The sequence below is a fragment of the Streptomyces sp. NPDC044063 genome (assembly GCF_056434285.1).
In genome coordinates this window covers 24,772-47,347 of sequence record NZ_JBWKFM010000010.1, presented here as the reverse complement: position 1 = coordinate 47,347, position 22,576 = coordinate 24,772, and the positions used below count along the sequence as shown (strand labels likewise).

General features: G+C 74.1%; 23 protein-coding genes and 2 pseudogenes. 6 read left to right on the top strand and 19 right to left on the bottom strand.

Going from position 1 to position 22,576, the window contains the following annotated elements; translation table 11 throughout:
• Positions 1-93: 93 nt before the first annotated feature.
• Positions 94-1,335: an MFS transporter gene (locus AC07BS_RS14925; RefSeq protein ID WP_478639549.1), complete on the bottom strand. Its 1,242-nt coding sequence runs from the start codon at positions 1,333-1,335 to the stop codon at positions 94-96.
• Positions 1,336-1,513: 178 nt separating this feature from the next.
• Between AC07BS_RS14925 and AC07BS_RS14920 the strand changes: the two genes are divergently transcribed.
• Positions 1,514-2,068 (top strand): TetR/AcrR family transcriptional regulator, encoded by a 555-nt coding sequence (locus AC07BS_RS14920; protein WP_478639550.1) that lies wholly within the window; start codon positions 1,514-1,516, stop codon positions 2,066-2,068.
• 23 nt (positions 2,069-2,091) lie between these two features.
• Here AC07BS_RS14920 and AC07BS_RS14915 read toward each other — a convergent pair whose 3' ends face one another.
• Positions 2,092-2,433: an ArsR/SmtB family transcription factor gene (locus tag AC07BS_RS14915; protein ID WP_478639553.1), complete on the bottom strand. Its 342-nt coding sequence runs from the start codon at positions 2,431-2,433 to the stop codon at positions 2,092-2,094.
• Positions 2,434-2,655: 222 nt separating this feature from the next.
• On the opposite strand from AC07BS_RS14915, the gene asnB reads away from it, so the two are divergent.
• On the top strand, positions 2,656-4,506 hold the full coding sequence (gene asnB / locus AC07BS_RS14910) for an asparagine synthase (glutamine-hydrolyzing) (RefSeq protein ID WP_478639554.1): 1,851 nt from the start codon (positions 2,656-2,658) through the stop codon (positions 4,504-4,506).
• Here asnB and AC07BS_RS14905 read toward each other — a convergent pair.
• Positions 4,482-5,720, bottom strand: a complete 1,239-nt coding sequence (locus tag AC07BS_RS14905; protein WP_478639556.1) for an MFS transporter — start codon at positions 5,718-5,720, stop codon at positions 4,482-4,484. The two genes, asnB and AC07BS_RS14905, sit on opposite strands and share 25 nt — an antisense overlap.
• Positions 5,721-5,878: 158 nt before the next feature.
• On the opposite strand from AC07BS_RS14905, the gene AC07BS_RS14900 reads away from it, so the two are divergent.
• On the top strand, positions 5,879-6,508 hold the full coding sequence (locus AC07BS_RS14900) for a pyridoxamine 5'-phosphate oxidase family protein (RefSeq protein WP_478639558.1): 630 nt from the start codon (positions 5,879-5,881) through the stop codon (positions 6,506-6,508).
• 68 nt (positions 6,509-6,576) lie between these two features.
• Here the strand turns inward: AC07BS_RS14900 and AC07BS_RS14895 are convergent, their stop codons facing one another.
• The 14 genes and pseudogenes from AC07BS_RS14895 to AC07BS_RS14830 form a co-directional block, all read right to left on the bottom strand.
• Complete coding sequence (locus AC07BS_RS14895) at positions 6,577-7,566, bottom strand: carbohydrate kinase family protein (protein WP_478932408.1); 990 nt, start codon at positions 7,564-7,566, stop codon at positions 6,577-6,579.
• A gap of 1 nt (position 7,567) precedes the next feature.
• Positions 7,568-8,029, bottom strand: coding sequence for a holo-ACP synthase (gene acpS / locus AC07BS_RS14890; protein WP_478932406.1), 462 nt, complete (start codon positions 8,027-8,029; stop codon positions 7,568-7,570).
• Complete coding sequence (locus AC07BS_RS14885) at positions 8,026-8,856, bottom strand: hypothetical protein (RefSeq protein ID WP_478932404.1); 831 nt, start codon at positions 8,854-8,856, stop codon at positions 8,026-8,028. Before AC07BS_RS14885 ends, acpS begins: the two co-directional genes overlap by 4 nt.
• Positions 8,853-9,125: an acyl carrier protein gene (locus AC07BS_RS14880; protein WP_478932537.1), complete on the bottom strand. Its 273-nt coding sequence runs from the start codon at positions 9,123-9,125 to the stop codon at positions 8,853-8,855. The genes AC07BS_RS14885 and AC07BS_RS14880 overlap by 4 nt, the downstream gene beginning before the upstream one ends.
• Before the next feature lie 36 nt (positions 9,126-9,161).
• Positions 9,162-10,460, bottom strand: a pseudogene (locus AC07BS_RS14875) (type III PLP-dependent enzyme); the annotation flags it as partial.
• A complete protein-coding gene (locus AC07BS_RS14870) occupies positions 10,457-11,824 on the bottom strand; it encodes a preATP grasp domain-containing protein (RefSeq protein WP_478932402.1) in 1,368 nt (455 codons plus the stop codon). The pseudogene AC07BS_RS14875 and the gene AC07BS_RS14870, both read right to left, overlap by 4 nt.
• Before the next feature lie 5 nt (positions 11,825-11,829).
• Entirely contained in the window at positions 11,830-12,783 is a 954-nt protein-coding gene (locus AC07BS_RS14865) for a 3-oxoacyl-[acyl-carrier-protein] synthase III C-terminal domain-containing protein (RefSeq protein ID WP_478932401.1), read from the bottom strand.
• Positions 12,776-13,600, bottom strand: a complete 825-nt coding sequence (locus tag AC07BS_RS14860) for a class I SAM-dependent methyltransferase (protein WP_478639568.1) — start codon at positions 13,598-13,600, stop codon at positions 12,776-12,778. Before AC07BS_RS14860 ends, AC07BS_RS14865 begins: the two co-directional genes overlap by 8 nt.
• 23 nt (positions 13,601-13,623) lie before the next feature.
• Positions 13,624-13,863, bottom strand: a complete 240-nt coding sequence (locus tag AC07BS_RS14855) for a phosphopantetheine-binding protein (RefSeq protein WP_478639570.1) — start codon at positions 13,861-13,863, stop codon at positions 13,624-13,626.
• A 65-nt stretch (positions 13,864-13,928) separates the two neighbouring features.
• Entirely contained in the window at positions 13,929-14,315 is a 387-nt protein-coding gene (locus tag AC07BS_RS14850) for a holo-ACP synthase (RefSeq protein ID WP_478639571.1), read from the bottom strand.
• A 1-nt stretch (position 14,316) separates the two neighbouring features.
• Positions 14,317-15,159, bottom strand: coding sequence for a class-II aminoacyl-tRNA synthetase family protein (locus tag AC07BS_RS14845; RefSeq protein WP_478639572.1), 843 nt, complete (start codon positions 15,157-15,159; stop codon positions 14,317-14,319).
• A gap of 63 nt (positions 15,160-15,222) precedes the next feature.
• Complete coding sequence (locus tag AC07BS_RS14840) at positions 15,223-16,113, bottom strand: diiron oxygenase (RefSeq protein WP_478641051.1); 891 nt, start codon at positions 16,111-16,113, stop codon at positions 15,223-15,225.
• A gap of 165 nt (positions 16,114-16,278) precedes the next feature.
• Entirely contained in the window at positions 16,279-17,538 is a 1,260-nt protein-coding gene (locus tag AC07BS_RS14835; protein WP_478932397.1) for an MAB_1171c family putative transporter, read from the bottom strand.
• Complete coding sequence (locus AC07BS_RS14830; RefSeq protein WP_478639577.1) at positions 17,535-18,047, bottom strand: zinc metalloprotease; 513 nt, start codon at positions 18,045-18,047, stop codon at positions 17,535-17,537. Before AC07BS_RS14830 ends, AC07BS_RS14835 begins: the two co-directional genes overlap by 4 nt.
• A 370-nt stretch (positions 18,048-18,417) precedes the next feature.
• Here AC07BS_RS14830 and AC07BS_RS14825 point away from each other — a divergent pair, with 370 nt between their 5' ends.
• Positions 18,418-19,203 (top strand): AfsR/SARP family transcriptional regulator, encoded by a 786-nt coding sequence (locus tag AC07BS_RS14825; RefSeq protein ID WP_478639579.1) that lies wholly within the window; start codon positions 18,418-18,420, stop codon positions 19,201-19,203.
• 189 nt (positions 19,204-19,392) lie between these two features.
• On the opposite strand, the pseudogene AC07BS_RS14820 reads toward AC07BS_RS14825, so the two are convergent.
• Positions 19,393-19,863, bottom strand: a pseudogene (locus AC07BS_RS14820) (DedA family protein); the annotation flags it as partial.
• A complete protein-coding gene (locus AC07BS_RS14815) occupies positions 19,863-20,573 on the bottom strand; it encodes a class I SAM-dependent methyltransferase (RefSeq protein ID WP_478932395.1) in 711 nt (236 codons plus the stop codon). The gene AC07BS_RS14815 and the pseudogene AC07BS_RS14820, both read right to left, overlap by 1 nt.
• 131 nt (positions 20,574-20,704) lie before the next feature.
• Here AC07BS_RS14815 and AC07BS_RS14810 point away from each other — a divergent pair, with 131 nt between their 5' ends.
• Together AC07BS_RS14810 and AC07BS_RS14805 are read left to right on the top strand one after the other, a co-directional pair.
• Entirely contained in the window at positions 20,705-21,916 is a 1,212-nt protein-coding gene (locus AC07BS_RS14810) for a sensor histidine kinase (RefSeq protein ID WP_478932393.1), read from the top strand.
• Positions 21,913-22,563, top strand: coding sequence for a response regulator transcription factor (locus tag AC07BS_RS14805; protein ID WP_478639586.1), 651 nt, complete (start codon positions 21,913-21,915; stop codon positions 22,561-22,563). Before AC07BS_RS14810 ends, AC07BS_RS14805 begins: the two co-directional genes overlap by 4 nt.
• Positions 22,564-22,576: the final 13 nt, after the last annotated feature.

The following is a 22,576-nucleotide window of genomic DNA, read 5'->3' as shown; positions in this document are numbered from 1 at the left end:
CGCATGACAAGGGTCTCCCCCCACCCCCGCCCCAGCGCAACCACCCGTCACCCTCCCCCCCCCCCCCCCCCCCCCCCCCCCCCCCCGGCCCGCTCAGCCGCCGCCCACGACCGCGGACGGCTCCTCGCCGAGCGCGGGGACCGCCGCGGCCCGGCCGCGGTGCGCGAGCCGGTGGCCCACCTCGGAGACGAGCAGGGCGACGACCGCCAGGCCCGCCGCGATCAGCGGCAGGGACCCCGCCCCGTCCCAGGCGATCCCGACCGCTCCGACGACGCCGGACAGCGAGATGGCCAGGTAGAGGATGGCGGCGTTCAGCGACACCAGCACCGAGGCCGCCCCCGGGTCGAGGGTGATCAGGCGGTGCTGCTGCGGGGTGGTGATGGCGAAGGCCGCGATCCCGTACACCACGATCATGCCGACGGCCGTGCCGAAGTGGCCGGTGGCCAGCGGGAAGAGCACCAGGCTGCCGGTCAGCCAGAGCAGCGCGCCGGCCACCACGCCCCGTCCGCCGATCCGGTCGGCGAGCGCGCCGGCCCCGAGGTTGCCCAGGGTGCCGATGACCCCGAGGGTGAACATCAGCACGGCCAGCCGGTCGCCCTCGCCGCCGGTGGCCTTCTCGAAGACGGGGGCGATGTAGGTGTAGGGGATGTAGACGGCGGTGAACCCGATCAGGGTGGTGGCCAGGATCGCCAGCACCCGGCGGTCCTTGAGCGGGGCCAGCCGTGCCCGCAGCCCCTCCGGGGCCGGGGCCGCGACCCTGGCGGGCACCAGGGCGCGCACGCCGAGCAGGCCGAGGACGGCCAGCGCGGCGACGAACCACATCGTGGCCCGCCAGCCCAGTTGACCGCCCACGGCGGTGCCGATGGGCGCGCCCAGCGCTGTTGCCGCGGTGAATCCCGTGGTGACGGCCGCGATGGCGCGACCCTGCCGGCCGGGGGATACCAGCGAGGCCGCGGTCACCGCGGCCGTCGGTACGAAGAGCCCCGCGCCCACGGCCGCGACCATCTGGGCGGCCAGGACGGCCGCGAAGGTCGGGGCGAGCGCGGTGGCGACGTTGCCCACCAGGTAGACGCCGATGGCGGACAACAGGACTCCGCGGCGTTGCCGGGAGGCGGTGAGGGTGGCCAGGACGGGCGCCAGCACCGCGCAGGTCAGGGCGAAGGCGGTGACCACCTGGCCCGCCGTGCCGATGGAGACGCCGAGGTCGTCCCCGAGTTCGGGGAGGACGCCGGCGAGGACGAACTCGTCCGTGCCGATGGCGAAGGTGGCGAAGCCCAGCACGGGAACGGCCCAGCGGGCGGATAACGGGGACTTGTCTCGGGTGTGGCTGTCCATACGCGTCCAGTCGTAGGTCTGGGGGGGAGTTCCGGCGACGCGCGGCCGCGGGGCACGCGGCGGACGCGTCGGCACGGCGTGTGGAGGACGTCCGGCCATTCGGTACCGATCGATACCGTTCTTGCGGGACAGTACCGATCGTTTCCGTTTGGAGTCAAGGTCGATTACCGTGTGGGCCATGCCGACTCACGCGCGCGACAGGCTGGTTCAGGCCGCCCAGGACCTCTTCTTCGCCGAGGGCATCCGGGCGGTGGGCGTCGAGCGTCTGCTGACCGCCTCCGGGGTCGGACGCGCCTCGTTCTACCGCCACTTCGCGAGCAAGGACGAGCTGGTGATCGAGGTGCTGGAGCGCCGCGACAGGACGTGGCGGCAGTGGCTGACCGAGGCCGTACGGGCCCGGGGCAACGACCCGCTCGCGGTCTTCGACGCCCTCGCCGAGGAGGGTGCGGGCGGGGACTTCCGCGGCTGCGCGTTCATCAACGCGGTGGCGGAGATCACGGACACCGACAGCCCCGTGCGGCGCGTGGCGCAGGCACACAAGGAGGCCGTCACGGACTTCATCGCGGAGCTCCTCGCCGCCGCGGGACACACGGAATCCCGTGCGCTGGCACGGGAGTTCGTGCTCCTGATGGACGGCTCGACCGTCACCGCGTCCCGCGAGCGCAGCACGGAGCCGATCCGGCGCGCCCGGGGGATCGCCTCGGGCCTGCTGGCCCGGGACACGGACCGCTGACGCGGCCGGCCAGGAGGCGCCGGTCAGGAGGGGCCGGCCGCCGAACGGGCCGGGGCCGCGCCCAGGATGGCGTCCATGAGACCCGGGAAGCGGCGCTCCAGGTCGTCGCGGCGCAACCGGCTGAAGCGGGCGTTGCCGTCGATCCGGGTGGAGACGACGCCCTCCTCGCGCAGGGTGCGCAGGTGGTGCGAGACCGTGGACCGCTTGACCGGCAACTCCAGGGTGCTGCACGAGCCTTCGCCCGCGCCGTCGAGGAGGCGGACGATCTGCAGCCGCACCGGGTCGGCCAGCGCCTGCAGGACGCCTCCCACCTCGATGTCGGCCAGATCGGGCTCCGGCAGCCAGGCGTACTGGCGATCGTCCACGTCAACCTCCGATGTGTCTCGGCCCTTATGATAAAGGCCGCCGACTGTTACGATGACGATCGGAACAGTCGGTCTCCATCATCATTCCTGTGAGCGTTCCCTGTGAGCGTTCCGTGTGAGCGTTTCCCGCGAGCCGCCCCGAGGACCGGGCGCGCGCTCCCGACTGTTCGCCTCCTCCGCGCACACGCCGCTTCGGCACGTCATTCGGCAAGGAGTCACCATATGTGTGGAATAGCCGGTTGGGTGGATTTCGAGCGCGACCTCGGCCGGGAACGGCAGGTTCTGGCCGCCATGACCGCGACCATGGCCTGCCGCGGCCCGGACGCCGAGGGGATGTGGACGGACGGCCCCGCCGCCCTGGGCCACCGGCGGCTGTCGGTCATCGACCTCGAGGGCGGACGGCAGCCCATGACCGCCGAGGAGGACGGGCGCGAGGTCGCCTGCCTCACCTACAGCGGCGAGGTCTACAACTTCCGCGAGCTGCGCGAGGAGCTGACCGGGCGCGGCCACCGCTTCCGCACCCGCAGCGACACGGAGGTCGTGCTGCGCGGCTACCTGGAGTGGGGCGAGGCCGTCGCCGACCGGCTCAACGGCATGTTCGCGTTCGCCGTATGGGACGTACGCCGCCGCGAACTGCTGCTGGTCCGTGACCGGATGGGCGTCAAACCGCTCTACTACTACCCGCTGCCCGACGGCGTGCTCTTCGGCTCCGAGCCCAAGGCGATCCTCGCCCACCCGGGGGCGCAGCGCCGGCTCACCGCCGACGGGCTGCGCGAGGTCCTGGAGATGGTGAAGACGCCGGAACAGGCCGTCTTCGCCGGTATGTACGAGGTGCGGCCCGGCCAGATCGTGCGCGTGCGGCGGAGCGGCCTGACCAAGCGCCGCTACTGGGGCCTGGAGGCCCGCGAGCACACCGACGACCTGGACACCACGATCGCCACGGTGCGCGGGCTGCTGGAGGACATCGTCGACCGGCAGCTGATCTCCGACGTGCCGCTGTGCACCCTGCTGTCCGGCGGCCTGGACTCCTCCGTGATCACCGCGCTGGCGGCCCGGGGCCTGGCGGCGCGGGGGGCGGGACCGGTCCGGTCGTTCTCCGTGGACTTCGCCACGCACGGCCAGGAGTTCGTGGTCGACCACCTGCGCGGCACCGCCGACGCGCCCTTCGTGCGCGACCTCGCCGGGCACGTCGGCGCCGACCACAGCGAGATCGTGCTGGAGAGCGCGGAGATGGCCGACCCGGGGCTGCGGGCCGCGGTCCTGCGCGCCGTCGACCTGCCGCCCGCCTACTGGGGCGACATGTGGCCGTCGCTGTACCGGCTGTTCCAGTCGGTGCGCGAGCGGTCCACGGTGGCGCTGTCGGGCGAGTCCGCCGACGAGGTCTTCGGCGGCTACCGCTGGTTCTTCGACCCGGAGGCGGTGGAGGGCGACGTCTTCCCCTGGCTGTCGTCGGCCACCCGGGCGTTCTTCGACGACAAGTCGCTCTTCGACCCCGGCCTGCTCCAGAAGCTCGGCATGGCCGACTTCCTGCGCGACAGCTTCGCGCAGGCCATGGCGGAGGCGCCCGTCCTGCCCGGGGAGGACGCCCGGGAGCGGCGGATGCGCCGGCTCTCCTACGTCAACCTCACCCGCTTCGTGCAGGCGCTGCTGGACCGCAAGGACCGCATGAGCATGGCGGTGGGCCTGGAGGTGCGCGTCCCCTTCTGCGACCACCGGCTCGTCGACTACGTCTTCAACGCGCCCTGGTCGATGAAAACCTTCGACGGCCGCGAGAAGAGCCTGCTGCGCGCCGCCACGGCCGATCTGCTGCCGGCGTCGGTGGTGGAGCGGGTCAAGAGCCCGTACCCCACCACCCAGGACCCCGCGTACGACCGGGCGCTGCGCGGTGAGCTCGCCGGGGTGCTGGCCGACCCGGGGTCGCCGGTGCTGCCGTTGCTCGACGACGCGGCGGCGCGGCGCCTGCTGGGGACCGGACTCGGCGAGACCAGTCCCCAGCAGAGTCGCACCGGCATGGAGCTGGTCCTCGGGCTCGACTCCTGGCTGCGCGCCTATGACGTCACCCTGGACATCTGAGGACTCTCCGCTGCGGCGGCCCGGGACGCCCTCCCGGGCCGCCCGGTGAACAGGGTGAACAGTCCCGCCGCCACGGTGAAGAGACAGGCCGTCAGCGGCAGCGGGCCCTCGCCGACGACCCGGATGCCCAGCCCTCCGACGACGCTGGACAGCGAGATCGCCAGGTAGACGGCGGCGGCGTTCAGCGACACGACCAGGGGCTGGGCGCCCGGCGGCGCGGCCTCGATGCACCGGTGCTGCTGCGGGGTGAGGACCGACCAGGACGCCCAGCCGGCCACCAGCAGCACGGGCACCGCGGCGATCAGCGAGTCCCGGGCGACGACGATGACGGCGAAGACGACGGTGCACGCGGTCATGGCGCCCAGCACCACGGTGCGGGCGCCGTACCGGTCGGCGAAGCGGCCGGCCGCGAGGTTGCCGGCCGTGCCCGCGATGCCGAAGACCAGCATCAGCACGGACAGCAGGTGCTCGTCGCCGGCCACCGCGGGCGCCCAGACGACGCTGATGTAGGTGTAGGGGATGTAGATGCCGATGAAGGCCAGCACGGTGGTGAGCAGGATGCCGGCCACCCCGCGGTCGGCGAGCGGCGCCAGCCGCCGGCGCATCCCGGCGACCGTCGCGAGGCGGACGGCCGGCAGCCGCCAGGCGATGACCGGGGCGATCAGCGCGGGCAGCACGGTGACGAACCACATCGTCGACCGCCAGCCGAGCGTGCCGCCGATGAGCGTGCCCAGCGGCGCCCCGAGGACGAGGGAGGAGGTGAGCCCGACGTTCACGACGGCGATGGCGCGGCCGCGGTGGGCGTCGCCGGCCAGCGCGGCGGCGGTGGCGCCCGCGTTGGGGGTGAACATCGCGGCGCCCGCGGCCGCCACGACGCGGGAGAGCAGTACGAGGGAGTAGGTGGGCGCCAGGGCGGTGACGGCGTTCCCGGCGGCGAACACGACGAGCGCCGCCACCAGGACGGTCCGCCGGGCGAACGCCGCCGTGAGAGCGGCCAGCACCGGCGAGAGCACCGCGTAGGCGATCGCGAAGACGGTGATGAGCTGACCGGCCATCACCACGCTGACGTGCAGGGACCGGGAGATGGAGGGGAGCACCCCGGCGATGACGAAGGCGTCGGTGCCCACCACGAACGTCCCCAGCGCCAGCACCGCCGCGTGGGCGCGCCAGTTCCGGTCCGCCGTCGGCGCGGGCCCGTCGACCGCTGAAGTCATCGGTCACGCTCCAATTCCTATGAGCTTCGGCTGAGACGATGAGCATCGTAATTGAGTTACGATCACCATCGACCCTTACGATGGTCACGGTAGGTTAAAAGGAGGCCGTCGACGGCCCAAGTGCCGTACCACAGGCCGGAGTCGAAGGAAGGTCACCCATGACCCGTTTCGCCCGCATCGCCTACACCGACTCGGTGGTGAGGGTCCAGGAGGAGAACGGCAGCGCCCTCGCCGGGCAGCGCCAGCTGCGGGGCGGCGGCGACGGCCCCGACCCGCTCGGCCCCGACGAGGCGGGGTTCATCACCGCCCGCGACGGCTTCTACCTGGCGACCGTGGGCGAAACCGGCTGGCCGTACATGCAGTACCGCGGCGGCCCGCCCGGCTTCCTGCACGTCGTCGACGCGCACACCCTGGCCTTCGCCGACGTGCGCGGGAACCGGCAGTACATCACCGTCGGCAACCTGCGCGCCGACGACCGGGTGGCCCTCTTCCTCATGGACTACGCGCACCGCACCCGGCTCAAGCTCTACGGCCGCGCCACCGTGCGCACCGCCGAGGAGGAGCCCGGACTCGCCGCGCGGCTGGCGGAGAAGCGCACCGACGGCCGGGTGGAGCGCCTGGTCGTCATCGCGGTGGAGGGCGTGAACTGGAACTGCCCCCAGCACATCACCCCCCGCTACACCGAGCGGGAGCTCGCCGAGCTCCTGGAGCCGGTCCGCGACCACATCGCCGGCCTGGAGGAGGAGAACGCACGGCTGCGCGCCCTCCTCGGCGAACGCGCCCGCTAGGCACGGCCGGCGGGGAACGCCACCGTCCCCCGGCCGGGCCGGCCGGGGGACGGACACGCGGAAGGACGTCAGGTGCGCGGGGAGCGGGCGAGCGCGGCACCGACGGCCCGCCCGGCCTCCTCCCCGTAGGCGCCGGCGATCCGCCCGAGCAGGAGCTCCGGGTCGAGGACGTACTCCTGGGTGCCCACCGACTCCACCACCGAGGTGGCCAGCGCCGCGCCGAGCCGGGCGGCGTTCCGGTCGCCCAGCCCCCACGCCCGGCCGGCGAGGAAGCCCGCGCGGAAGGCGTCGCCCACGCCCGTCGGGTCCGCGACCCCGCCGGACGGCACGGCGGGCACCGCGCACGGCTCCTGACCCCGCCGCTCGATCCGTACCCCGTCGGCGCCGTGCGTGGTCACCCACGCCCCCACCCGGCCCAGCACCTCCTCGCGCCGCCAGCCCGTGCGCTCCAGCAGCAGTGCCGCCTCGTAGGCGTTGGTGAACAACCACGCGGCCCCGTCGACGAGTTCGCGCACCGCCGCGCCGTCCAGGCGGGCCAGCTGCTGCGAGGGGTCGGCGGCGAACGGCACGCCGAGCGCGCGGCACTGCCGGGTGTGGACGAGCATGGCCTCCGGGTCGTCGGGCGAGATCACCACCAGGTCGACCGGCCCCGACCGGCGTACGACGTCCGCCAGGCCGATCTCGCGGGCCTCGCGCATCGCCCCCGCGTAGAACACCGCGATCTGGTTCTCGTCCCGGTCGGTCACGCACACGAACCGGGCCGTCTGCCGGGTGCCGGAGACCCGGACGTGGTCGGTGTCGACACCGTGCTCCTTGAGGTGGACCCGGTACTCGGCGAAGTCGTCGCCCACGGCGCCGACGAGCAGGGCGGGCACCCCGAGGACGCCCAGCCCGAACGCGATGTTGGCGCCCGACCCGCCCCGCCGGACCTCCAGCTCGTCGACGAGGAACGACAGCGAGACGTGATCCAGCCGGTCGGGTATGAGCTGCTCGGCGAACCGGCCCGGGAACGTCATCAGGTGGTCGGTGGCGATCGATCCGGTGACCGCGATCCGCATGTCAGGCTCCTTCCGCGATGAACTGCCGTACGAGATCGCCCGCGACGGCCTCCGCGAGGCCGCCCGCCGCGGGGAGACCGTCCGCTCCCCCGCGCGGTACCCCCACGGCCGCCGCGAGGACCAGCCCCCGCTTGTGGGTGATGGACACCGCGACCTCGCCCAGGCCGAGCTCCCCGGCCCGGCGGGCGGCCACCCCGCTCAGCCGCACCCGCGGGGCCCCCTCCGCGGTGCGCTCCACCGCCACCTGGCGCGGCGTCACCCCGCCGCCCAGCCCGGTGCCCAGCACCTTGGCCACGGCCTCCTTGGCGGCGAACCGGCCCGCCAGGAACTCCCGGGCGCGCCCCTCGCCGAGGGTCCCCGCGACGGCCAGCTCCTGCGGCGCGTACGCGTAGGCCCGGAACCACGGCCGGTCCAGCAGGCGGTCGAGCTCGTCGACGCGCAGCAGGTCGATGCCGAGCCTCACCCGCCGCCCCCGGCGCGCAGGACCGCGAGGTGGCTGTCGCCCAGCAGCGGATCGGTGTCGCACAGCAGGATGGTGGCGTACCGCTCCCGCCAGTCGGCGAGGTTCCGGGCCAGGGCGAGCCACACGCTCGTGCAGTACGTACCGGGGTCCGCGCGGGCGACGTGCGCGACCCCGTCCAGGGCACCGGGCTCGACCCACGGCCCGGCCACCACCAGGGTGCCGTCCGGGTCGTCGGCGGCCAGTGCCGCGACCCGGCCGGCCAGGGGGACGTCCTCGGGCAGCCGCTCGACGCGGTCGACCCACGGGCCGTCGCCCTCGTCCCCGCCCTCGCCCTCGCCCAGGAGCAGCAGGACGCCCGAGTCGGTCAGCGGGGTGTCGTGCACGAGCGGAAAGTGCGCGGGCAGCGTGGTCTGTTCGAGCACCGCCACGACCGCCCGGGCGCCGCGGCCGCTCCGCTCGTACGCGGCCACGACGCGCAGGGCCGTGAAGGGCGCGGCCAGGCCCTGCTGCGAGATGCCGATGCTGGTGGCGCCACCGCCGAGCAGCATGTTCAGGTGGGGTGCCACGGCGGTGAAGGGGTGGAGGTCCGGGAGGGCGTGGGCCAGCACGATCAGGTCCGGTTCCGCGTCCCGGACGCCCTCGGCGGTGGCGAGGTGGTCCACCAGGTCGCGGTGGGAGACGTTCGTTCCGGCCCGTAGCAGCGCCTCGTCGGCGGTGCCGCCGGCGGACGCCATCAGGTCCTGCTGGAAGGAGAGCATCCGGGGGTCGTCGGAGAAGGGGCGGGGGCGCGGCGAGAGCACCGAGGCCGCCGCCCGCAGCACGGTCACGGCCGGCCCCCTCGGGCGGCGGCGGTCAGCCGGTCCGCGAGGCGGTCGGCGAGGCTGCCCACGGAGGCGAAGTCGTCCATGTCCAGCTCCTCGGGGTCCACCTCGTAGCCGATGTGGTCCTCCAGGCAGACCAGCAGCTCCAGCACGGAGGTGGAGTCCAGGAACAGGTCCTCGAAGAAGCGGGTCTCCTCGGTGATGGGCGGGACCTCCTTCTCCAGCACGTCGGCCAGGGCCGAGGCGATGGCGGTCAGCACGGTCTGACGGTCCATGGGGGACATGGCTCCTGTCGTCGGTTCGGGCGGGGTGAAGGTGACGAGCCGCTGCTTGGCCAGCAGTTCCTCGTCGGTGTCGCGCTCGCGGACGAGGTGGGCCCTGCCCCGGTGGACGAGCACCTCGGCGGGGAAGCCGTGGCTGAGGAAGAGCCCCGGCGAGGCGGACGGCCCGTAGGCACCGCAGCGCTCGACACCGATGAGGTCGCCGGGCGCCACCTCCGGCAGCGGGACCCGCTTGGCGATGACGTCGCTGGGGGTGCACAGCGGGCCGGTGACGGTGTACGGCCGGACGGCCTCGGCCGTGGGGCGGGTCAGCGAGCGGACGGGGAAGTTGCGCTTGACGAAGCCGCCGATGCCCACGGCGGGCATGATGTGGTTGGTGCCGCCGTCGGCCACGACGAACGACTCCCCCATTGACTCCTTCACGTACAGCGCGCGGGTGACGTAGACGCCGGCGGTCGCGGTGAGGTAGCGGCCCAGCTCGGTGATGACGCGGCAGCCGGGGTGCGCCGCGGTGAAGGCGGCGACGGCGGCGTTGACGCCCTCGGCCAGCGCGTCGAGGTCGAGGTCCTTCTCGTTGTCGAAGTAGGCGACGCCGAAGCCGCCGCCGATGTCGACGGTACGCAGGGGCACGCCCAGCACGGCCGACAGCTCCTCGGCGGTGGCCAGGACGCGCTCGGTGTTGGCGACCAGTTGCGCGGGGTCCAGGAAGCGGGTGCCCAGGTAGGCGTGGAAGCCCCGCACCGCGACGTGCCGCAGCCCGTCGATGACCTCGCGCGCGCCGCGCAGCACCGCCGCGTCGATCCCGAACTGACGCGGCTTGCCGCCCATGGTCAGCCCCGCGCCCCGGCTGTCGAAGTCGGGGTTGACCCGGAGCAGGACGGGGACGCCGGTCCGGCCCCGGTCCCCCGCGAGCTCGTCGAGCAGGCGGAGTTCGGCCAGCGACTCGCAGACCACGGCGTGGAGTCCGGCGTCGAGGCAGGCCGCCAGCTCGGCGCGGGTCTTCCCCGGGCCGAGGAAGATCATGTCGTCGGGCGCCACCCCGGCCCGCCGCGCGGTCAGCAGCTCGACACCGGAGGAGAGCTCCGCGCCGGCGCCCAGCGAGGCCAGATAGCCGCACACGCTGATGTTGGGGTTGGCCTTGAGGGAGTAGAAGATGTCGACGGCCGGGTGGAGGCGGGCCCGCAGGTCCTCGTACACCGCGCGGAGCCGGTCGGCGTCGTAGAGGAAGAGGGGCGTGCCGAAGCGCTCGGCGAGCGCGGAGACCGGCAGTCCCTGGACGTGGAATTCGGTCGCGGCCGTGGTGGTGCCGGTCGGCGTGGTGGTGCTCATATGGTCCCTTCGACGCCCGCGATCCGGCCGAGTGCGGCGGTGACGCGGTGGTCCAGCGCGGTGAGCGCGGCGCGGTCGGCGGCGTGCAGCAGCGTGTAGAGACGGCCGCGGAACGGCGTCGCGGTGCCGGCGGCGGCGTTGACCGTGCCGAAGCAGGTGACGACGGCGCCCGTGTCCGGCCCGGTGGCCGTCTCCAGCGCCTCCTCGACATCGGCGAAGGCGATCGGGCGGCCGAGGGTGAGCGGGTGGTGCCGGGCCAGCGCGACGTGCGACGGCGGCACGACGTGCTCCAGCACGCGGCCCTGGTAACTGCCCATGCTCAGCCGGGCGTTGATCTCCAGTACGGGGTAGAGGTGCCCGTCGGCGCCCAGCAGCGCGTCGACGCCGACCACGCCGAAGAACCCGTCCGCGTGCAGCCGCCCGCCCAGGGCCTCGGCGGCCGCCGCGAGCTCCTCGCGCTGCCTCTCGGTCAGCGCGGCCGGGGTGATGTTGCCGGCCGGCACCCCGTCGCGGATGAGGGCCTCCTTGACGAAGCCGGGGCGGACCCGGCCCGCGCGGTCGACGGTGAACTGGTAGGCGAGGTCGGCGGCCTTGGGCAGGAAGTGCTCGACGACGACGTGCAGCGCGTCGACGCCGGTGCGCCGGGCGCGCGCCTCGACCATGCGGAGCAGCCGGGCGGCCTTGGCCGCGCTGTCGAGCACGAGCAGGCCCTTGCCGGAGACTCCGTAGGCGTCCTTGACGATCAGCGGGCGGGTGTCCGGGGCGGCGCCCGCGAGCGCCTCGCGGAGCTCCGCGACGCTTTCGCAGGTGTGGCCGGGAATGGTACGCAGGCCCAGCCCGGCGGCGGCCCGGCGGCTGTAGATCTTGCTGTTGACGCGCTCGGCGACGTGCGCGCCGGCCACCGCGAGGCGCAGCCCGGTGGCCTCGGCGATCTCCTCCTCCAGCGCCGAGACGCCCATGGGCATCAGCAGGGCTCCCTCCGCGGCGAGTGCGCGGAGCCGGGCGAGCACGGGCGGCGAGGCGAGCACCGCCCGGCCGGTCTCCTCGCCCGGCGCGGCGCCGGCGACCAGCTCGGTGGGCAGGCCGAGGCCCAGCCGCTCGGCGTAGCGGCGGAAGGCGGGGTCGAGGCCGTCGCCGAGGAGCAGGACGTCCCCGGGCTCGGCCAGCGGCGCGCCCAGCTCCTCCATCCGCCGGGCCAGCGGGGTGGTGCCCGTGGCGCGGGGCAGGGGGAGGCCGGGGCGGCCGCGCGCCCAGGCGTTCTCCACCTCGAAGTTGCACAGCCAGACGAACCGGGCGTCGCGCCGGCCGGTGAGGGCTTCCTTGAGGTCCGCGGTGTACGCCACCGTGTGCGCGGTGTCCGGCACGCCGCTCACCGCGCCCGGTGGGTGATGACCATGGCGCCGAGGGTGGCGCCCAGGCCGACGGAGACCAGCAGGTAGTGGGCGCCGTCGGTGAGGCGTCCGGCGTCCCTGAGCGTCGTGTAGTTGAGGAAGAGGTCCGACGCGTAGCAGTGGCTGTAGCGCGGCACGTTGTCCAGGAAGACCCGGTCGGGATCCAGGTCGAGCTCCTTGATCACATTGCGCCAGGAGATGAGGTTGACGTTGTGCGGGACGATCAGGTCGATGCCCGCGAGGTCCAGGCCGGCGTCGTCGAGGGCCCGCCGCACGACGGAGCCCAGCGCGTCGGCGTAGACGAGCCCGTACCGCCGGGTCTCCTCCTTGGTCAGCAGCAGCCCGGCCGCGTACTCGCCGAGGGTGCGGGTGACGTAGGAGCGCACGACGTCCCCGGCGCCGCCGACGCGCAGCAGGCAGGCGCCGCCGGCCTCGGCCATGACGGCCGTGTTCGGGATCAGCTGGACCGTGGGCGAGAAGGCCTGCTCCCCGGTCACCACGAGGGCGTACGCGTCGTCGTCCGCCTCGGCCCGCAGCAGCGCGGCGGCCGCGTCGATGGCGCCCATGCCGCTCACGCAGGCCTGCTGGCCGAGCGCGAACGCCTCGGCGTCGCGCAGGCCCAGCGCGTCGCGGATGACCCGGGCCGGGTCGGTGCCGGCCGGGGCCAGGGTGTGGACGGTGTGGGCGTAGAGGACGTACCGGACCCGGCCGCCCTCGGGGAGGGCGGCGAGCGCCCGCCGGGCGGGTGGCAGGGCCAGGTCGTAGAGGGTGCCGTCCGGGTCGTAACGGAGCTCGTCCAGTCCGTAGATCTTGCGGAACACCCCGGTCTCGGCGCGGCGCAGCCCGAGCCGGTCCGCCAGGTCCTCGATCCGTACGGTGCGGGCGGGGACGACCGACTCGATCCTCTCCAGAGTGGTGGCGGCGTCAGTCACCCGCGGTCTCCGCGTGGATCAGCCAGCTGCGGGACACCCCGCGCCGGGTCCGGGGCTGCACCTCGTAGGGCCAGCGCTCCGGGCTCGCGCCCGGCTCGCCCGGCTCCTTGAGCACACGTGTCTTCCAGCCGGTCGCGTCGAGGAACTCCTCCGGCTCGTCGGTGCCGAAGAGCCACGGCGTGCCGTCCTCCTTCAGCGCGGTGAGGAACGTCTGGTTGAAGGGGTTGCGCAGCAGGGCCCTGCTCGCCATGTCGGTGACCAGGCAGCTGCCGGGGGCGGAGGCGCCGCGCAGGGTGCGCAGCAGGGTGGCGGCCTGGTCCTCGGTGAGGAAGAAGAAGAGGCCCTCGGCCACCCACAGGGTGGGCAGGGACGGGTCGTGGCCCGCGGCGGCCAGTGCCGGCAGCCAGTCCCGGGCCAGGTCGGCGCCGACCTCGCGGCGTTCGACGGCCGGGGCGGCGCCCAGCCGGGCGAGGCGGGCGCGCTTCTCCTCGATCAGGCCGCCGTGGTCCACCTCGTAGAGGGTGGTGCCGTCCGGCCAGGCGAGGCGGAAGGGCCGGGTGTCCATGCCGGCGGCGACGAACACCACCTGCCGGATGCCGGTGTCCGCCGTCAGGGCGGTGACGGCGTCGTCGTAGAAGCGGGTACGGATGGCGATGAACTGCAGCAGTCCGCCGCCGCCGTACTTGTCGAGGAGTTCGAAGCCGCGCGGGGCGGCGAGGTCCCGGGCGAAGCGGTCGGTGAAGAGGGCGTCGGCCCGCTCGGACTCCACCGCGCGCGCGGCCGCCGTCCACTGTGCCGTGTACGAGACGGCTTCCATGGTTCACACCCTTTCCGGTGGGGTCACGCGGCGACGAAGAAGGCCTTCTCGATCGCCGAGACGGTCTGGAAGTCGTTGATGTCGATGGCGTCGAAGTCGATCTCCACGCCGGCGGCCGACTCGATCGTGTAGACGAGCTCCACGAACGACAGCGAGTCCACGAGCCGGCTCTCGATGAGGTTCTCGTCGTCGGACAGCACGTCGCGGTCCTGGTGCCGGGAGAGGATCCAGGCGCGGACCTCTTCGATTCCGGTGGAAGCCACTGCTGTTCCTGCCTTTCCTGTCGTCATGTCGTCCTGTGGGGTGCCGTCGGCGGGTGCGGCCGTGGTCAGGGGCCCGCGACGCACGCGACGGCGATGGCGCACGGTTCGTCGTGCGCGATGCTGATCTCGATGTGCTCGATCCGCGCGTCCTCGGCCAGCCGGGCGGCCCGGCCGCTGAGGCGGACCTCCGGCCAGCCGCCGGGGCCCTTGAGCACTTCGATGCCCTGCCACGGGAGCGGGCCGCGCGCGGAGTGGAAGAGCTTGAAGACGGCCTCCTTCGCCGCCAGGCGGCCGGCGATCCCGGGGACGTCGGGGGCGTCCTCGCGGTAGCACAGCCCCCGTTCGGCGGCGGTGAGCATCCGGGTGGCGAGCCGGTCCCCGCCGTCCTCCGCGAGCAGCGCCCGCACCCGGCTGAACGGCACGAGGTCGATGCCGACCCGTCGCGGGGTCACGTCAGGAGACCTGCTGCCCGGCCGTGCGGACGGCGTCCAGCGCGCGGGCGGTGTCGCCGCCGAAGACCTCGTCGAGGACGGCCAGCCAGCGCTCGAGCCCGAAGGCGACGCAGCTGGTGTACGCGTGCTCCGCGCCGCCGGGGAGCCGGATGTCGCAGCGCTCGCCGAAGAAGTTGCGGTGGGTGTTGACGGAGGCGATGGCCAGGTCGCCGTGCTGGAACTCGAACTTGACCGGGCTGAGCTTCTGCAGCAGGGCCCGGGCGCCGTCGTTCTCGAAGAAGGGGTCGGCGGCGGCGTTCCGTTCCAGGCCCAGCCCCAGCGCGTCGGAGAACTTCTGGATGCGGCCGGTGAACTCCTCCAGCAGCCACTGGGTGTGCGTGAACGAGCCGAGGGCGACGATCTCGCGCATCTGGAAGCTGAGCAGCCGGCGCAGGCCGTTGTAGTGGGTCTCGTTGCGGAAGCAGCGGTTGACCAGGGTCACCAGGGTGTCGGTGGGCAGCTCCCGGCCCTCGTGGAAGAGGTAGGCGGCGTAGCAGGTGGCGTGCGGGAGTCCGAAGCGGGCGCCGGCGAGGACGGGGCCCTCGAAGCGGGCGTCCGCGGGGCGGCCGGGGACGTCCGCGGGGTTGAGCGGGCTGGCCACGAGGGCGAGGTGGGGGAAGTTGCGGTAGACGTCGAACTTGGCGAGGTCGGCGACCGGGAGCACCGGGGGCGGGCAGATCTCGCGCGCGCCGGCGGCGGTTCCCCAGCCGGTGAAGATCCGGTCGAGCTCCTTGAGGAGTTCGGTCTGGTCGGGGTCGAGGATGGTGACGGCGCCGGAGATTCCGGCGGCTTCCCGTACGGGCATCGCACGGTCCTTTCGGGTGGTCGCTGCACGGGAGGGGCGGAACGGTAGGGGCGGAGGGGCCGTTCAGAACCGGGTGAGGTCCTGGTCGCCGATGATCCCGGTCCGCTCCAGGTACTTGAGCGTCTTGCGGAACACCCGCCGCTCGAACTCCCGCCGCTCCGGGCCGGCCAGCAGTTCCCTGCGCAGCCCCTGCGGGTCGTCGATCCCCGCGTCGCGGTAGACCTTGGGGCTGTAGAGGGACGCGAAGCTGTAGGTCATGTAGCGCTTGACGTACTCCTCGATGCCGCGCAGCTCCTCCCGCGTGGCCCCGCGCCGGACGTCCTCGAAGAGGAGGGCCACCAGTTCCCGGCCGAAGGCGATGTGCCGGGACTCGTCCTGGTGGTGGATGCGGTTGATGTGGCGGATCGTCGCGTGCAGCCGCTCGTCGGTCGCCATCATGGAGTTGAAGTGGTCGACGAGCTCCTCGAAGATGAGGATGCGCGCGAAGACGAGCAGGCTCTCGGCCTTGCTGGAGGGAATGCTCACGGTGCCACCGGGCAGCTGCCCGTAGAGCTTCTTCCCGTAGCGCAGGCAGAATTCGGCGAAGAACCACATGTGCTCGTTCTCCTCACCGATGAAATGGTGGAAGAACTGCGAGGGCGTCTCGAATCCCGAGGTGTGGATCCGTTTGGTGACCTCGATGAGGAGTTCCCGGATGCCGTGGACGTTGAGGCTGTAGAAGTTGAGGCTCTCGTACTTCGACAGCGCGTGGAGGCGTTCCTCGTCCAGCCGCCGGGCGGCGTCGGTGCCGTGGGTGGTGGTGAGTTCGGGGCTCATCCACCACATCGCCTCGGGCAGGGTGTCGGGCCACTCGAACACGCGATAGGGGTTGTAGTAGTCGTCCACGGATTTCTCGGAGAGCCGGTCGAGAATCCCGAGGAAGCGTTCGTTGGTGTCGATCAGCGCGCTGACCATGGCGTAACAGCCCTTCTTCTCGTCCGCCGCGCGTTCGCGCACTCCGCCGCGCGATCACGGAGAACGTAATTCCGGGCGGGAAAGGGCGGCAATGCCCTCCAGCGGTCTGGCCGCAAGCGGCCAGACCGCCGGTGGAGTGGCGGGCTGTCGGGAGGGGCCGGGCGGTCAGGCGCAGTCGCGGCGGTCGTCCTCCGCCGGGCCGGGCCGGCGGGCCGGGAGCGGCGGGGCGGGGTGCGGGGCCGCGGCCCAGGCCTCGGCGAGCAGGAGGAGGAAGGCGCGTTCACCGGCCAGGTCCTTGCCGCCGGGGTCCGGCCCGGTGGCCTCCGGCGGCCGTCCGGTGGCCGGGTGACCGGCCAGCCGGGCCTCGCGTGCCGTGCGCAGCACCCGGGCGAGGGCCGCGGCCTCGGCCCGCCCGGTGTCGGACCGCATGTCGGCCCGTACGCCGGCCCGTACGTCGGTCCGCCCGCTGTCGGCCACGAGGACGGCGGGTGCGGCCCCCCGGGCGGCGGGCGCGGTCTCCGGGTCCGCGTGGTCGCGCAGCACCAGGATCGCGTCACGGGTCTCGACGGCCTTGCGGTAGGCCAGCAGCCGCCAGGACGCCCGGGGCCACAGGATCTCCGTCAGGCGGGGCCTGGACCGGGAGAGGACGACGTGCGGGACCGCGTCGACCAGATCGCGCCACAGCGGCCAGAGCCGCCAGATCGTCCGGATGTCGGTCCAGGCCTGGCGGGCCGCGACCGCCGTCGGGACGAGCACGGCGGCGGCCCGCAGCAGCGCGTGGAGGGCCATGGGGAGCGGGGCGAGGGCGACCGGCGCGTCCAGCGGGGTGAGGAGGCCGGCGAGCAGGATCAGCCAGTAGACACCGGCCATCGCCGTGCCGGCCCCGAACAGCCGGAGCCCCAGGGTCAGCGCGGAGCCCCGGCCCCGGCCGTAGCGCCGGCAGACGGCGACGCAGAGGGTGTTGACGGACAGGTGGGTGGTGATGAGCAGCACCCAGTAGGCGGTGGCGGCGGGCGACAGGCCGCCGGCGTCGTCGTGGCCGAGCCGGGCCCGGCAGGTGAGCGCGAGGACGGTGAGCGCCGCGGCCACGGCGGCGACGGCGCCGCCGCACGCCCAGGCACGGGCGCGCCGGGCGGCCACGATCGTGGTGGCGAAGCCCAGGACGGCCGCCGCGGAGGCGAGTCCGGCCAGGCTGCGCACGAGCCCGGTGACCTGCGGCCGCAGCCCCAGGCCGGTGAGGAGGGAGGTGACGGAGGGGAGGTTGAGGGTCATCGCGAGGGCCGCCGTGGCCACCGCCAGCCACAGTCCGCGCTGGGCCGGGTGGCGCACGGCGTGCGGACATCGGACGAGCACCGCGGCCCACAGGCACAGCACGCTCGTCGTCTCCAGGACCCGTACGGCGCCCGCCGGGTCGGCGGCGGTCACGGCGTGACCCCGAGGGCGGCCTGGAGTCTGCCCAGCGCGTCCGCCGGCCGCTCCTCGGGTCGGGGGACGCATCCGTCGGTGCGCAGCAGGCTGGCGAGGAGTTCGGCCTCCTGCTCCTGGCGGGTGGAGTAGTTGGTGCGGGCCAGGATGCGGCGGACGAGGCGGGGGTCGAGGTCGCCCAGCAGCTCGCCGGCCGGGCCGTCGGCCGAGGCCAGGGAGTGGTGGTCGAAGAGCATGTGGCCGATCTCGTGGAGCACGATGTGCTCCTGGTGGGGGCGGACGGTGTGGCGCTCGTGGAAGATGTGGTCGTCGGTGGCGGTGGCCAGCCACAGGCCGCAGGCGCCGGCCACGGCGGCCTGCCGGGGCAGCGGGTGGAGATGGATGGGCCGGCCCCGTTGCTCGCCGAGGCAGCGGCACAGGGCGTCCAGGGAGAAGGGGCGCGGAAGGGTGAGCCGGGCGAGCACGGCCCGGCAGCGGCGGCGGAGGGCGGCGGTGTTCTGGTACGGCATCTCGGGTTCCCGTAGACCCTTTCTCGGGCAGCGTCGATAGGCGGCGTGCTGGGACAGGGGCATCGGTCCTCCAGGCCCGAGGGACCGGCGTCGGGTCGTTGACTACCCCGCGCGGGCGGGGCCTTTGTCATCTTCTGGGAGTGCGGTCGGCCGGTTCCGGCCGTCGTCCGGTTTCCGTCGTCCCGATGGATTTCCGTCCGCTGGAGCGTATGGATGGCGACACTCAACTCTCCTTCCATCCGCAATAGTTGACAATCCTCGACACGTGCACCGTAGGCTTGACAACCGCCGTGCGATCCCGCGTGATCCGCGGGCTCGGCAGTCCCCAGCCGGCATCAAGGTGCGGCTCGACGAGCGAAGGGGAGTGTTCATGAACCGGGAAGTGTCCTTCCGCGTGCTCGGACCACTGAGCGTGGCGGTGGGCCGGAAAACCGTTTCCTTACCCGGCGGCGGGCAGCGGTCCCTGCTCGCCGCGCTCCTGGTCTCCCCGGGCGAGATCGTCCCGGTCGGCCGGCTCGTCGAGGCCGTCTGGGGCGACGGCCTCCCCCACAGCCCGCGCTCCGCGCTCCACACCCTCCTCACCCGGCTGCGCCGGAGCCTGGACGCCGACGGCGCCGATCTGGCCGGTCTGCTGCGCACCACCCCGGACGGGTACCTCATCGAGGTGGACCGGGGCTGTCTCGATCTCACTCTTTTCCGCGAATCCGCGACCCGGGCCCGGTTCGCCGCCGACGGCGGCAACCGGGCCCTCGCGCACGCGGCGCTCACCGAGGCGCTGGCCCTGTGGCGGGGCCAGCCGCTGACCGGCGTGCGCTCCGAGGCGCTCCGGCGCGATGTCGTACCGGGGCTCGTGGAGGAGTGGATACGGGCCCGCGAGCGGTACCACGACGTGTGCCTCGCGCTGGGCCGGCACGACGAGATCGTCGGCGATCTGCGCACGCTCACCGCCGAGTACCCGCTGCGCGAGAGCCTGTGGCAGCGGCTGATGCTGGCCCTGTACCGCAGCGGCCGCCGGGGCGAGGCCCTGGCGGCGTACGCCGAGGTCAGCGACCTCTTCCGGGAGGAGCTCGGGGTGGACCCCGGGCGCGAACTCCGCCACCTCCACGTCGCGATGCTGCGCACCGACGTCAGCCTCTCCCTCGCCCGCTCCGCCTGAGAACGCGCCGGCCGAGGCCATGCCGGCCGGGACCGCGCCCGCCGAGGCCGCGCCCGCCCGCGCGCGGCGGCGCAGCACGGCGACGGCCCCGCCCGCGACCGCCAGCGCGGCGGCCGCGGCGAGGAGGGCCGGCGCGCCGCCCGGCGGGGCCAGTCGCGCGTACGAGGCGCCCAGCGCGTAGCCGGTGCCCGCCTCGGCGCCCGCCCAGACCACGGCGGCGGCCATGCTGTACGGCGCGAGCACGCGGTAGCGCATCCCGGCCGCCCCGGCGAGGTATGGCGCGAAGGTCCGTACGACGGGCACGAACCGGCACACCAGCAGCGCGGGGCCGCCCCGCCGCCGGAGCACCGCCGCGGCCCGCTCCCAGGCCGCGGCGGGCAGCCGGCGGCCCAGCCGGCCGCCGCGCAGCCCCGGTCCGAGGCGGCGTCCGGCGCGCTGCCCGAGCAGGTCACCGGACGCCACCGCGGCGGCGGCGCAGAGGACGACGAGGGGCAGCCGCAGCGTTCCCTCGTGGGAGAGGACCCCCGCGCACAGCAGGAGGCTCAGCGTCGGTACGAACGAGCCGAGCAGCAGCACCGATTCGAGGAGCACCAGACCGAAGAGAACGCCGTACGCGGCCGTGGGCGGCACCCCTTGCAACAGCTCGTCCGCGCTCGGCATCAGGCCGCGTCCACCACCCGCGCGGCGTGCTCGGGGGCACGCAGGTGCCAGACGCGGGCCGGCGGCAGGTTGCGCCACACCACGCTGGCCCGGCTGGCGTACCGGCGGGTGAAGTCGTGCAGCAGGTCGTTGACCTCCCGGTGCCGGGCGGCCTCCTTGCGGGTGCTGATCAGCGAACGGGTGGTGTGGGTGCCCAGGTAGGCGAAGAAGGTCAGGTGCCCGCCGGGGACGAGGACCGCGAGGTAGCGGTCCAGGATCTCCCGGACCGTCTCCGGCTCGAAGTTGGTGAAGGGCAGGCAGGAGACGACGACGTCGTACGGGTGGTCGATGCGCATGTCCGTGATGGACTCCGGGACGATCCGGATCCGGTCGGCGGCGGCCGCCATGGCCGGGTCGGTGCGCAGCGCGCCCTGGAGGATCTCGACGAAGCGCGGGTTGATCTCGACGACGTCGAGCCGGTCGGCGGGTCCCACGGCCTTGGCCAGCACCCGCGTCACCGGTCCCGTCCCGGCCCCGACCTCCAGCACCGCGGTGGGCCGGTGCGGTCTGCCCGCGCCGGCGAGCGGGGCGGCCAGCCGCTCGGCGAGCTGCCGGCTGCTCGGCGCGACGGCGCCGGTGGTGCGGAAGGAACGGGCTGCCTCACGGAGGAAGGCCAGCCCGGACGCCGAAGTCGGCGGTACGGGCGAGGAGTTGGCTTGCTTGAGATCCATGACCATGAACCTAGGGGCCGCGGCGGCCCGCACCATCGGCCTTTGTGCGACGGCCACCCCGTACCAAAGTAGGGGGTAGCGTAGGCCGACTGGCGGAAGGAACAAGGACGTTGGGTGACTACGATTTACCCGTGCTGAGTGCGGACGACCGGAAATGGCCGTGGTGGGCGGAGACCTTGCTGGTCGTTGTCGTGGGCACGCTGTCGGTGCAGAACGCCTATGTCGGCGCCCACGCCACGCTGCTGGGCCCCGGCACCGCGATCGCGGCCGCGGGCAGCCTGTCCGTCGCCCTGCGCTACCGCCTCCCCGCCGTGACCCTGGTCGCCACGGTGTGCGCGGCGATCGTCCCGGGCGTCCTTCCCCCGCTGCTGGTCGCGGTCTTCTACCTGGCCTCGCGCGGCTGGCCGGCCATGGCCGCCCTGGCCGCCGCCGCGGCCCTGGCGGGCAACTGGTTCGCTCAGGACGAGCGACTGCTGTGGACCACCCGGGCGTACGGGCCCGTGCTGCCGTTCGCCCTCGTCGGTGTTCTCGGGCTGTGGGCCGACGGCCGCCGGCGGCTGGAGGCGAGCCTGACCGCCCAGGTCGGCCAGCTGCGCGTCGAGCGCGAACTGCGCGCCCAGCAGGCCCGGCTGAACGAACGCGCCCGGATAGCCGCCGAGATGCACGACGTGCTCGCCCACCGGCTGAGCCTGCTCGCCCTCCACGCCGGCGCCCTCCAGCGGCGCGGCGCCTCGCTGCCCGAGCCGGTGGCCGAGCGGCTGGCGCTGCTGCGCACCACCTCCACCGAGGCCCTCGGCGACCTGCGCGACGTCCTGGGCGCGCTGCGCGGCCCCGACCAGCCGGACCTGCGCGGCCGGCGCGAACCGGGGCTGCGCGAGCTGCCGGTCCTCTTCGACGAGGCCCGCGCGGCGGGCCAGGAGATCGACGCGGTCGTCGAGGGCACGGCCGCCGCCCTCCCGGCCAGCCACCGCCTGGCGGTGCACCGTCTGGTGCAGGAGTCCCTCACCAACGCCCGCAAGCACGCACCCGGCGCCCCCGTCAGCGTCACGGTCCGCTACGGCCCCCCGCTGTCCACGGTCGAGGTGCGCAATCCCGCCGCCCCACCGGACCCGCCCGGCGGGGCGGAACCGCCCGGGGCGCCGGTCGCCAGCGGCTACGGCCTGGTCGGGCTGGCGGAGCGGGTGGCCGCGCTGGGCGGCCGGCTGGACCACGGGCCCGCCGGGGGCGGCGGCTGGACCATCAGCGCCGAGATCCCGGCCGACGCGGTCGCTCCGGCGACCGCCGGGGCGGGCGCCGGAGCGGGCGGTCCCGCGGGCCACCGTCCGGCACCGGGGGCGGCATGATCCGCACCATGATCGTGGACGACGACGGCCTCGTCCGGCTCGCCCTCGCCGACATCCTCGACGACGTCCCCGGCATCGAGGTCGTGGCCCAGGCGGGCGACGGCCTCGAAGCCGTCGAACGGGCGGCCGCCGTGCGCGTGGACGTGGTCCTCATGGACGTGCGGATGCCGCGCCTGGACGGCATCGCCGCCACCGAGCGGCTGCGCGCCCTGCCCGCCCCGCCGGAGGTGGTCATGCTCACCACCTTCGACCTCGACCAGTACGTGTACGACGCGCTGGCCGCCGGCGCCTCGGGCTTCCTGCTCAAGGACACCGACCCGGCCGAGATCATCCGCGCGGTCCAGGTGGTGGCGGCCGGCCAGGCCATGCTCCACCCCGCCGCCGCCCGCCGCCTGGTCGACCGCTACCACCGCACGGCCTCCCCCGACGCCCAGCGCGCCCGGCTGCGCGTCGACCGGCTGACCCCGCGCGAGACCGACGTCCTGCGCCTCCTGGCGGACGGCGCCTCCAACGCCGAGGTCGCCGGAGCGCTGGGGATGCGCGAGAGCACGGTCAAGGCCCACGTCAGCCGCATCCTGGCCGCGCTGGAGGTGGGCAACCGCGTCCAGGCGGCCCTCCTCGCGCGCGACGCGGGGCTGGCGGGGTGACGGGGCCACGGGT

Bases quoted from the DNA above. Each gene is read 5' to 3' on its own strand.
- AC07BS_RS14925 (WP_478639549.1), bottom strand. From the start codon at position 1,335: ATGGACAGCCACACCCGAGACAAGTCCCCGTTATCCGCCCGCTGGGCC.
- AC07BS_RS14920 (WP_478639550.1), top strand. From the start codon at position 1,514: ATGCCGACTCACGCGCGCGACAGGCTGGTTCAGGCCGCCCAGGACCTC.
- asnB (WP_478639554.1), top strand. From the start codon at position 2,656: ATGTGTGGAATAGCCGGTTGGGTGGATTTCGAGCGCGACCTCGGCCGG.
- AC07BS_RS14905 (WP_478639556.1), bottom strand. From the start codon at position 5,720: ATGACTTCAGCGGTCGACGGGCCCGCGCCGACGGCGGACCGGAACTGG.
- AC07BS_RS14900 (WP_478639558.1), top strand. From the start codon at position 5,879: ATGACCCGTTTCGCCCGCATCGCCTACACCGACTCGGTGGTGAGGGTC.
- AC07BS_RS14895 (WP_478932408.1), bottom strand. From the start codon at position 7,566: ATGCGGATCGCGGTCACCGGATCGATCGCCACCGACCACCTGATGACG.
- AC07BS_RS14880 (WP_478932537.1), bottom strand. From the start codon at position 9,125: ATGGACCGTCAGACCGTGCTGACCGCCATCGCCTCGGCCCTGGCCGAC.
- AC07BS_RS14860 (WP_478639568.1), bottom strand. From the start codon at position 13,600: ATGGAAGCCGTCTCGTACACGGCACAGTGGACGGCGGCCGCGCGCGCG.
- AC07BS_RS14845 (WP_478639572.1), bottom strand. From the start codon at position 15,159: ATGCCCGTACGGGAAGCCGCCGGAATCTCCGGCGCCGTCACCATCCTC.
- AC07BS_RS14840 (WP_478641051.1), bottom strand. From the start codon at position 16,113: ATGGTCAGCGCGCTGATCGACACCAACGAACGCTTCCTCGGGATTCTC.
- AC07BS_RS14830 (WP_478639577.1), bottom strand. From the start codon at position 18,047: ATGCCGTACCAGAACACCGCCGCCCTCCGCCGCCGCTGCCGGGCCGTG.
- AC07BS_RS14825 (WP_478639579.1), top strand. From the start codon at position 18,418: ATGAACCGGGAAGTGTCCTTCCGCGTGCTCGGACCACTGAGCGTGGCG.
- AC07BS_RS14815 (WP_478932395.1), bottom strand. From the start codon at position 20,573: ATGGATCTCAAGCAAGCCAACTCCTCGCCCGTACCGCCGACTTCGGCG.
- AC07BS_RS14805 (WP_478639586.1), top strand. From the start codon at position 21,913: ATGATCCGCACCATGATCGTGGACGACGACGGCCTCGTCCGGCTCGCC.